General features: G+C 46.7%; 9 protein-coding genes and 3 tRNA genes. 1 reads left to right on the top strand and 11 read right to left on the bottom strand.

Annotated elements, in window-relative coordinates; genetic code table 11:
* Nucleotides 1–110 precede the first annotated feature (110 nt).
* The 8 genes from JKP77_RS21735 to uvrY all read right to left on the bottom strand — a co-directional run bounded on the left by JKP77_RS21735 (nt 111) and on the right by uvrY (nt 6329).
* Nucleotides 111–962, bottom strand: a complete 852-nt coding sequence (locus JKP77_RS21735; RefSeq protein ID WP_218313276.1) for a DUF6387 family protein — start codon at nt 960–962, stop codon at nt 111–113.
* Nucleotides 959–2230, bottom strand: a complete 1272-nt coding sequence (locus tag JKP77_RS21730; protein ID WP_246601333.1) for a tyrosine-type recombinase/integrase — start codon at nt 2228–2230, stop codon at nt 959–961. The genes JKP77_RS21735 and JKP77_RS21730 overlap by 4 nt, the downstream gene beginning before the upstream one ends.
* A gap of 89 nt (nt 2231–2319) precedes the next feature.
* Nucleotides 2320–2406, bottom strand: a tRNA-Leu gene (locus tag JKP77_RS21725).
* A gap of 67 nt (nt 2407–2473) precedes the next feature.
* Nucleotides 2474–2547 (bottom strand) — tRNA-Cys (locus JKP77_RS21720).
* A gap of 207 nt (nt 2548–2754) precedes the next feature.
* Nucleotides 2755–2830: transfer RNA gene (locus tag JKP77_RS21715), tRNA-Gly, on the bottom strand.
* A gap of 392 nt (nt 2831–3222) precedes the next feature.
* A complete protein-coding gene (pgsA, locus tag JKP77_RS21710) occupies nt 3223–3801 on the bottom strand; it encodes a CDP-diacylglycerol--glycerol-3-phosphate 3-phosphatidyltransferase (protein WP_218313275.1) in 579 nt (192 codons plus the stop codon).
* A 58-nt stretch (nt 3802–3859) separates the two neighbouring features.
* Complete coding sequence (gene uvrC / locus JKP77_RS21705; RefSeq protein ID WP_218313274.1) at nt 3860–5677, bottom strand: excinuclease ABC subunit UvrC; 1818 nt, start codon at nt 5675–5677, stop codon at nt 3860–3862.
* A 7-nt stretch (nt 5678–5684) separates the two neighbouring features.
* Nucleotides 5685–6329, bottom strand: coding sequence for a UvrY/SirA/GacA family response regulator transcription factor (gene uvrY, locus JKP77_RS21700; RefSeq protein ID WP_218313273.1), 645 nt, complete (start codon nt 6327–6329; stop codon nt 5685–5687).
* A gap of 197 nt (nt 6330–6526) precedes the next feature.
* Here uvrY and JKP77_RS21695 point away from each other — a divergent pair, with 197 nt between their 5' ends.
* Nucleotides 6527–6760 (top strand): ChaB family protein, encoded by a 234-nt coding sequence (locus JKP77_RS21695; RefSeq protein WP_218313272.1) that lies wholly within the window; start codon nt 6527–6529, stop codon nt 6758–6760.
* Here the strand turns inward: JKP77_RS21695 and JKP77_RS21690 are convergent.
* From JKP77_RS21690 to ovoA, 3 genes are all read right to left on the bottom strand, one after another.
* Entirely contained in the window at nt 6757–7455 is a 699-nt protein-coding gene (locus JKP77_RS21690; RefSeq protein WP_218313271.1) for a pirin family protein, read from the bottom strand. The genes JKP77_RS21695 and JKP77_RS21690 overlap by 4 nt on opposite strands.
* Nucleotides 7456–7544: 89 nt before the next feature.
* A complete protein-coding gene (locus JKP77_RS21685; RefSeq protein ID WP_218313270.1) occupies nt 7545–8639 on the bottom strand; it encodes a MalY/PatB family protein in 1095 nt (364 codons plus the stop codon).
* 3 nt (nt 8640–8642) lie between these two features.
* Nucleotides 8643–10637, bottom strand: a complete 1995-nt coding sequence (gene ovoA, locus JKP77_RS21680) for a 5-histidylcysteine sulfoxide synthase (RefSeq protein ID WP_338024905.1) — start codon at nt 10635–10637, stop codon at nt 8643–8645.
* Nucleotides 10638–10688: the final 51 nt, after the last annotated feature.

Raw genomic sequence — 10688 nt, 5'->3', positions numbered from 1 at the left:
ACAGAGTACCACCAACAGGCAGTTGATCTCTTCTCACCGTTTAACCATGAGTGGTGCACTTATTATCTGAATTCGGGATATATATTTATTTTACCCCCAAAAAAAATCTTCTAAATTTTTAGGGGTAATATTACGTTGTCTGAAGTTAATTTCTTAATGAATGGATTTACTGTCGCGTCGAAATCAGACTCGCCTATTTCGCCACTTGGATACAGAGCAACAATCAAAACGCTCTTCTTTATTTTAGTTCCTTCATATTTCTCCCACAGCCTTAGATCTAATATTTGCAAAACCTTACGTTCCAATATTTTATTTCTATCAGCTTCCCACACTCGGTTCTTATCAGGCGTAGCAATGGACAGTTGCTTCCTAATGTTAGACAGTAGATCTTTCACGCCAGCCACTATCTCTTTGTCCGTAAAGCTTGCTAAATCAAGTACGATAGGGACTTGGCTAGACCTAGATATATCGTCCTCACCTAATAAATGGGCTAAAGGCAAATGGTACTTCCTAAAATCCAAGAGCTCCATGTTGAAATCATCGACATATTCACTTGGACCGCACTTTTCCTCAAGCCTCCCGTTAAGGTGTCTCAGTTCCCCCGCTCCCATCATTCTCACACCGTATTGGTAATAGGAAGATAATTGCCCATCAATTAGATGGTCAGTTAAACTGAAACACTCAAAGTTTTCGCCATTATCATATGATAGTTTTGAAAGCATCGGCGAGCCAGACAAAATGGACTTATATGCCCTCCACTCAAAGGCCCCATGCTCTTCTATTGACTTATAGTCAGACTCATTGCTGTTTTCTACGAAAAAATCTATCGCTAAGTCTATTGATATTCTGGACTGAATTTCTCTATATAAATCTTCAAGTGAAAAGTCGTCGAATATGGTGTAATTATCATTACTAAACCATGCTGGCATATCTTCTAGCTTTTTTATAAACAGTTTTTTCATGGGTTTTCTCCGATTTTTTGCGACCACCATTCCATCATTGTTCGTCTACGCTCTAGATATTGCGCACGATTGTATGCCGCCCTCACCTCGTTTTCGTCCTTATGGGCCAGCGCAGCTTCAATAACGTCATGATCAAAGCCCTGTTCGTTGAGCGTAGTGCTGGCAAGCGCCCTCAGCCCATGAGCCACTAAGCGACCTTTGAATCCCATATCCCGTAATGCTTTATTGGCAGATTGCTTGTTCGCCGGCCGTTTCGGGTCGATGTGGGAAGGAAAAATGTATTCTCGATGAAAGCTGATCGGCTTCATCAGCTCGAGTAAGTCAATAACCTGGGGAGAAAGCGGTACCAAGTGTGGCCGGTCCATTTTCATGCGGTCGGCAGGTATCGCCCATATTGCTTCTTTAAAATCTATTTCTGACCATCTCGCCTCAGCTGCTTCACCCGGGCGTACCATCGTATGTAGCTGAAACTCTATCAGGCACCGCGTGGTGATCTTCGCTGATGAATATCTGAGTGCTTTCATCAGGTCCGGCAGTTCTTCAGGTGGCAAGGTAAGTTGGTGCTTTACTCTCGTACTGGGGATAAGCTCTTTAATGCCTACCAGGGGATTATGATGAACGATACCGGCGTTAACCGCATAGGTCATTACGCTGTTCATCCTCCTGGCTACCTTACGCGCAATTTCGTGACTACCACGTTCAACAATGGCGTTTATCACTTCAATCGCTTTAGGGGCGGTCAGGCGCTCAATGGGAACTTTGCCTATGTGCGGAAAGATATCGTTTTTGAAGGACCGCTTGATATTCTTCATGGTGCCTTCTGCGACCTTGCTGGAATGAACGACAAACCACTTACGGGCAACAGCTTCAAAGGTAGCTGCAGCGGATTGTGCTGCCCTATCCTTTTCGTTGTCTTTGTGTTCTTTCGGATCTTTATCCTGGGCGAGAAGCTTCCTGCAGCGTTCGCGCTCCTCTCTGGCTTCCGCTAATGAGATTTCAGGGTAAGGGCCGAAACCAATGTTACTTCGTTTTTTGGTGTGCGGGCGGGTATAGTTGAATATCCAAAGCTTTGAGCCATTGGGTTTAACACGTAAAGCGAGACCTTTACCATCAGCCAGGTTGTATTCCCTGTCTCTCGGTTTTGCCTGTTTTACTTGGATTGCGTTGAGTCCGGTTACATTCCGTGGCATGTTTTTGTAACACCGTTTAAGTAACATTTTGTTGTTGTTACGTTGAGTGTTACTAAAATTCTGGAATGTTGCAAACATTCATAAACGTTCAAGTATATCCAAAACACTGTTAAATCAATGATTTCTCAGGATTAAAAACGTTTATAGAATATTATGAAATAAGGAAATGGTGCCCGGGGCCGGACTTGAACCGGCACGCTGTTACCAGCGAGGGATTTTAAATCCCTTGTGTCTACCAATTTCACCACCCGGGCATCGGGTATGCCGTTATCGGCATCAGGTGTCAGGTTGGTCCCTGCATTACTGCTTTCGCAGTGAAGATGGAGGCGGAACCCGGAGTCGAACCGAGATCCACGGATTTGCAATCCGCTGCATAGCCATTCTGCCATTCCGCCGAATTGTAGAGTGAAAAAAGAGAATGTTCTCTGTCCGGATACCCGGTCGCGACGTGTCGCGATTTCACACTCAACGTATCGATTTTGTATATCGCTACGTTAATGTTTGGAGCGGGAAACGAGATTTGTATCTCGCCGGGAACCGGTCGCGACGTGTCGCGATTTCACACTCTACGTATCGATAATGTATATCGTTACGTTGATGTTTGGAGCGGGAAACGAGATTCGAACTCGCGACCCCGACCTTGGCAAGGTCGTGCTCTACCAGCTGAGCTATTCCCGCGTAACTTTTTGTGCGGACCCACCGTGTAAGCTATCACCTCCGAAGACCTTGCCAAAATGGCAATCACTTCGTGACGAGGTACATGCTCTACCAGCTGAGCTATTCCCGCGTAACTTTTTGTGCGGACTCACCGTGTAAGCTATCACCTCCGAAGACCTTGCCAAAATGGCAATCACTTCGTGACGAGGTACATGCTCTACCAGCTGAGCTATTCCCGCGTAATTTTACAAACACTTCATGTAAAATAATTTGAAGAAGTCCCCTTCCTCAAATGTGGGGTGCATTCTACCTGCACCACCTGATCTGTCAATATGTAAAACGGGGAAAAAACACCGAAAACACGCATTTACAGTTTGTTTGCAGTATTTTTATCCATTTTGTTTAAGGCTTACTCACTGCTTTTCTGTTACCGACGGTTTCAGATGTGGCCATGCCGCCCGACTGTAGCTGACCATCGACCACACAGAAAGCACAGCGGCAATATAAAGAAGAATGTAGCCAAGTGTTACCCAGTAAATCGGCAAGCCCATGAAATATTCGAGCCCAGATAATAATCCGATTAGTGCCAGCATTTGTGCTGTGGTCTTGGCTTTGCCGATAAATGACACTTTAACGGTAGCACTCAATCCCCGCTGCCCCATCCATTCACGCAGGGCTGAAACGTAAATCTCACGCACTAACAGTAAAATAGAAGGAATAGTTATCCAGACCGTAGCATAACTATGAGTGATCATTAGCAGCGCCGCGCCAACGATAAGTTTATCCGCAACCGGGTCCAGAAACGCACCAAACGGCGTACTTTGCTGTAATCGTCTGGCAAGGTAACCGTCAAACCAGTCGGTAATAGCTGCCAGCCAGAAGATAAAAGCGCCAGCCTCATGCGCCCATTTCCAGTCAAGAAAATACACAATGACAAACACCGGAATGAGTACAACCCGGAACATGGTAATAATATTAGGAATGGTCCACATGATGACTTCTCTGTAAAAATGCTGCTACTTGCATCTGGTCCTGTTGGCCGAATTCCGGCTAATGGTGCAAATGGTCGTAAATTGTTTCAGCGAGCTCGGCACTTATGCCTGGCACACTGGCGATTTCGTCTTTACTGGCTCGTTTCAGCCCCTGTAATCCGCCCATGTATTTTAGTAACGACTGGCGGCGCTTTGCACCAATTCCCGGAATTGCTTCTAAACTGGATGTCGTTTTGACTTTCTGGCGTCGGTTTCGATGTCCGGCTATTGCAAAACGGTGAGATTCATCCCGAATGTGTTGAATAAGATGTAGTCCGGGAGCATGGCTCTCTAACTGCAGTGTTTCATGAGAGTATGCCATAATCAATGTTTCCAGACCCGGCTTTCTACTGGTGCCCTTAGCCACACCAATCAGAAGCGGTCTTTTATCATCCGGCCAATCTTCAAAGAAACCTTCCGCCTGGGCAAGTTGCCCCTTCCCGCCGTCAATAAACAAAATGTCAGGTATTTTCTGAACATCTTCTACTGTCTTGTAACGCCGTTTTAGTGCCTGGGCCATCGCGGCATAATCATCACCCGGAGTGATCCCCTCAATATTGTATCGGCGGTAGTCGCTTTTCAGAGGGCCTTCACGATTAAATACCACACAGGAAGCCACGGTCTGCTGTCCTGACGTATGGCTGATATCAAAACACTCCATACGCTGAATTGGCAAATCCCGTTCCAGTGCACTTTCAAGATCAAGAAACCTCGCATGCACTGACTTTTGCTGACTGTATTGTGCTTCAAGCGACGTCTGCGCGTTCGTTTGCGCAAGCTCCAGATAGCGGCGACGCTCCTCTCTGGCACCACGATAGAATTTTACACGGTAACCTGCCTCACTACTGAGAAGATCAGCAATAGCCTGTTCATCAGAAAACGTATGCGATACCACAATTTGCTTGGGAATGACTTTATTGCCGGCAAGATAAAACTGCAGAAAAAACGATTCAAAGACTTCCTGCTCATCAGCTGTACTTGGCACTTTAGGAAAAAACGATTTGCTACCAAGCAACTGATTGTCTCGAATAAACATAACCTGTATGCAGGCCATATTCCCGCGTATGGCAAAGCCAAACACATCCATTTCATCCTGTGTACCGGACACCCATTGACGTTCCTGTACTTTTCTCAGCGCATTTATCTGATCGCGGTAGCGGGCTGCCGCTTCAAAATTTAACGCCTCGCTGGCGTACTCCATTTTTTCCACCAGAGTGCCGATAACCTGTTGGTTTTTCCCTTTAAGAAACATTCTTGCCAGATTCACCTGTTCAGCATATTCCTCGTCAGACACATATCCTTTTACGCAAGGCGCACTGCAACGTTGCATCTGATACTGAAGGCACGGTCTGCTGCGAGCACGGTAGTAACTGTCCTCACATTGCCGGACAGGAAATATTCGCTGCATCGAGCGCAGACTTTCTCTGACTGACCAGGCGCTTGGGTACGGACCAAAGTATTCGCCTTTTTTCTTCTGCGGCCCGCGGTGGAAGGATAATCTGGGGTGTTCGTGCGCAGACAGAAAGATGAAAGGATAGGACTTGTCGTCTCTAAGCAGAACGTTGTAACGCGGTTTGTATTTTTTTATGAAGTTGTTTTCAAGCAGGAAGGCTTCCGTTTCGCTGTTAACAACAGTCACATCCATATCGGCGATCTGACTCACCAGCGAGCGGGTTTTCGCGCTATCAACCTGCATGCGGAAATAGCTGGCGACACGCTTTTTGAGGTTTTTCGCCTTCCCTACATAAATCACCTCAGCCTGGTCGTTGTACATACGGTACACACCAGGCTGATGGGTAAGATTTTTAAGAAATGCTGACGAATCGAACTCGGTCATTATTTCCTTACAACAGATTAGGATCGATAAGTTTATGACGTAACGCCAGATGCGTTAGTTCCACGTCGGTAGTGACGCCAAGCTTATCAAACATACGATAGCGATAAGTATTCACGGTTTTCGCGTTAATGCTGAGCTCGTCTGCAATTTCCGGCACTTTCTGTCCGCGCGTCAGACGCATAGCAATATTTAATTCACGGCTGGAAAGCGTATCGAAAGGATTATCGCTATCCGGCGCCAAGCGACTTAACGCAATGTTATGTGCAATTTCAGAGGGCAGGTATTTTTGTCCTGAAGCGACCTTGTAGATAGCATTAATCATTTCTTCCGGCTCGGCGTCTTTGGTAAGAAAACCAAAAGATCCCACCTGCATTACCTGCGAAGGTATAGGATGTTCTTTATGCATGGACAGACAAATAACGCGGGTATTTTCCGACATGCGCACGATTTTCTTGGTCGCCTCAAGGCCACCAATGCCTGGCATATTCACATCCATCAACACCACATCCGGCGCATTTTTACGGCAATGCTGAACGGCTTCCTCGCCGTTCTTTGCTTCAGCAACAACTGAAAAATCTTTTACATCTTCAAGAATACGGCGGATCCCCGTTCTGACCAAGTCATGGTCATCTGCCAGGATAATCTTAATCACGTTGAGGGCTCTCTGAATAGTTTATTTTCATTATTAGAATACAGGTGTATACGCTTTCCCATAATACCACGCGCATGACTGGAGTGAAGCACAGAAGCCGATAGAGTCTAAATTTAATGTAAAGTGGTTGAGATATGAACAGTCTGGCGATTAACCCCGTAACCTATGTCAATTATGTCAAATGAATGGAGGCGAGAATGCCCTACGATACACGGTCAGATTTACCTGACTCGGTTACCAGTGCATTACCTAAGCATGCGCAGGACATTTTTCTGGCGGCGTACAATAACGCTTATGACGAATATGCTGACCCGGCAGACAGAGACGGAGACGATAGCCGCGAGGAAGTGGCGTTTAAAGTTGCCTGGTCGGCAGTAAAGCAAAGCTATCACAAAAGTGATAGCGGCAACTGGGTGAAAAACGCGGACTAACCCTTCCCGGCCGGGAGATCAAACCACAACGCCTCGGTCTCTGATTTAGCGGTGATCGTGACGTCCCTGAGCTGCCTCAAACCGAAGGCGTCTCCCGCACTAAACGATATTCCTTCTGCCTCTGCCAGACCGTGAATAAGGTGTAGGTAACCCCACCGCTGGTCAGTACTGAAGGTATACGACTCCCCCTTTTTCAAAACCAGCTTATGTATAGCGACATGCTGGTTAATGGATAGTGCTCCCTGGCTCCCGGCAGGATTAATCAACGGCGTCAGAGTTGAGGTAGCAGCAATGGTTTTTTGCTCATACGATGGCGTGATACCGGTCTTTTCCGGGATTACCCAAATTTGAAGAAAATTAACCGGCTCGGTTTTGGATGGATTATATTCTGAGTGCCGGATCCCAGTGCCAGCGCTCATGCGCTGGATGTCGCCAGCAGGAACCACATAGTCATTACCGTTACTGTCTTTATGCGCCAGTGAGCCGGACACAACATAAGAAATGATTTCCATGTCTCTGTGTCCATGCTCATCAAACCCAAAATCTGGTTTCACCACGTCATCATTGATAACACGGAGTACAGAAAACCCCATATGTTCAGCGTCAAAGTAGTGACCAAAAGAAAACGAGTGCTGGCTGTCCAACCAGCCCATGTTTACGCGTCCCCTCTCACTGGCTCGCCGGATATAATCCATCAGGTTTCTCGCTATAAAAAGTATAGCGCTATTATAAAATCGATTTTAAGGAACAATATCTCATTTTAATTTAGCTATCGTTCTTATTTTTAGAACGCTTGTGAGAGTCGATCCACGGTTTTATGAAGCAATTCTGGCGACACCGCAAAATTTAACCGGAAATACCCAGGGTATTGAAATTCGCTACCGGGTGATAACACCACACCGATGTCATCCAACCTGGCCTGTACCTCTTTTTCATCACCGTATTTATTCAAATTGAGCCAGGCGAAGTAAGTCGCGTTCCCCATTGTTACCGGGATTTCGGGTAAAAGCTGGGCAAACAGGCTTCGCAGTAATTCCCGGTTTTCATTTAGCAAAGACAAGGTATTGTCAAACCACTTACCACCGCTCTGGTATGCGGCATTAAGCGCAACTCTGGCTACAGGGCCTGAGTCAAGGTGAGTGCGCGCGATGACCCGTGCGAAACGCTTGCGAATCGATTCATCAGGTATGATCGCATACGCAGAAGCCGGGATCCCGGACAGGTTAAATGACTTTGAAGCACTGTTTAGCGTAATGCTTTTTTTATAAAGATCGAACCATGCGGGTATTGCAGGCCCCTCGAAAACCAGATCAGCGTGGACTTCATCGGCAACGATGAGAATATCGTGTTTCTCACAAAACTCGCTCAGCATGGTCAGTTGCTGATGGTTGAGTACAATCCCATCCGGGTTATTCGGATGACAAATCAAAAGCACCTTCGCGTCCGGATCAAGCCGCTTTTCATCAATGTTACCCTTAGCCCAGTCGATCACTACCGGGCGGCGTTCACTGGAAACCACTGCATTATAAAGAGGGCCATAGGTCGGCGCGAACACCATGACTTTGTCATCTGGTGAGGTAAACGTGCGCACCGCGGTAATGGCACCGCTTACCACGCTATGTAGCGGTAATAACCAGTCAGTGGATAATTCTGTATCCCGACGCTGATACCACTGCCGGACACTGCTACTGATATCAATATCTGCATAGCCAAACGTATCGCTATGTAAAAACTCACTAATGGCCGTAATTACCGTGTCAGAGGGTGGAATATCCATATCTGCGATCCACAAAAATAACGGATCTTCATGCTTACAATTCCCCGGGGCGGCCTCTCGCTGATACTTCAGAGCCTGACTTGTGCTTCGTTCTGCAAACATAATTTATCCCTTTTTCTGAAAAACTCTGCACTCTGATAGGCTGTGTTGAAATTTACGCTTTGTTTCACGAATAACAAAAGGTATGTCAAACGGTTCTGCCAACGGTACGAAGTGCGCTTTTAACTGATTTTCAAGCGCGTCAGTAGAGCTTAACGTTTCCCCGGTATCCTCTTTATAGCCACCCAGCCACTCATCACGTTCAGTATAATCTGTCAGCCAGGTGAAAGGAGATGATACAACCAGAATACCACCAGTATTGAGACGCTCAGTAACGGTTTCCAGCAGCTTTCTCGGACTGTAAACCCTATCGAGCAAGTTGCCCATAAATATCAGATCGTAACCGGTATATTGTGGCTTTAAGTTACACGCGTCACCCTGCATAAAGTGAATATTAGCACCGGCTTCACCCAGCCCTAGTGCGGAAAGGCGCTGTAAGTGAAATGACGTCAACTCACCCTCATCAATAAGCGTATACTGCAGCTGTTTATTTTCCTGCATCGCTATGGCGGTTTTGATAAAGCGGGCGGAAAAGTCCAGTGCATCAACATGTTTGAAATGCGGTGATAATTCAAAAGCCACGCGCCCTACTGCACAGCCCAGATCCAGCGCTTTATTGCGCGGCAGGTCTTGTGTAAATTCAAGACAGACTTCTGCGCACCGCTTGGGGAAATTAGGTACCCCAAAGTAGGTCTGTCCATAATGAAATTCGCAATACTGTGAAATTTGCGTATCACTTTCGTAATCGGGGTCGGATACTTTTACATCAAAATCTGATTCGACATAACGAAAGCCTGCATGCTGAAAGAAATGGCGTCTGAATGCATAACGACTGTCGCGGGTTGCCTCATTCCCGGTGGAAATCCAGCTCCCACCCTTTATGAGGTTGTGCTTGTTGTCAAACGTTAGCGTAGTAAAGTCGTCATAAAGAGGATGTACTTCGAAGCCTTCCAAGGGATAAATAGGCGTCTCGGTCCATTGCCAGACATTACCTATCACATCGAAAAACTGTCCATGCTGATAACGTGTAACAGGAACAGATGACGCACAATCAGACAGATTAATGTTCGCCGACGCATAATAGCGTGTTGCATCAAGTCCGCTTTCATCTCGCAAACGCAGCCACTCGTGTTCGCTGGGAAGTCTTATTTGCTTTCCCGTTTTGTTACTCAACCAGTGGCAAAACGCTTTTGCTTCATGGTAGTTCACATCCACCGGCCAGTCTTCCGGAAGCGGGATTTCGCTAAGCAGGGTGCGATAAACAAAGCCGGTGTCTGTCTTACGCCAGAATGTAGGATGTTCAGCCTGCGTGTAGTCACGCCATGCCTTGCCTTCATCAAGCCACCAACGTGATTCGCTATAACCGCCATCGTTTACAAACGCCAGAAACTCCCCATTTGACACGAGGTACTGACTGGCTTTAAACGACGGAACTTCCTGATGCTCCAGGCCGTACTCGTTATCCCATCCATATAAATCAGTCTGCTTCGTCTTGTTGCGTCTGACCGTACCACCGGAAACCTCAATCAGCGTATTTTGTGGTGCCGGGCCCACGTCTTTGCACGCTGGCCATTGATCACCGGGGTGCAGATATAAAAGGTCAAGCTGCCGGATCAGAACCGATGAGGTTTCCAGATGAATGCGCTCATGTTCAATGCCCATGACAACAGGCCACATTGGGCTGTCCCATTCAATCGGCATTGAAAAGTCGAGTGTTTTTATCAGGTCGACCATCAGCGTTTTTACCTGCCGCCGGTACTCACGTACTTCCTCTACGGTGGGCCAGTCATAATGCGTATCATTAAGATCGTCCCAACTCATTTCATCAACACCGACAGCAAACAGGGACTCAAAGCGAGCGTTGATTCGCTCATTGACGATTTTCGCCAGAATTAACTTATTAATGAAAAATGTCGCGGTGTGGCCATAATAGAAAATCAACGGATGACGCAGCTTCTCTGGTCGTTGATAGTAAGCCCCGAATTCAGATAATAAGTGCACCACTCATGGTTAAACGGTGAGAAGAGATCAACTGCCTGTTGGTGGTACTCT

This window comes from Alteromonas antoniana (assembly GCF_019249295.1).
Classification (GTDB): Bacteria; Pseudomonadota; Gammaproteobacteria; order Enterobacterales; family Alteromonadaceae; genus Alteromonas; species Alteromonas antoniana.
Note: the sequence above shows the minus strand (reverse complement) of the source record. Positions and strands in the feature narration are given on the sequence as shown.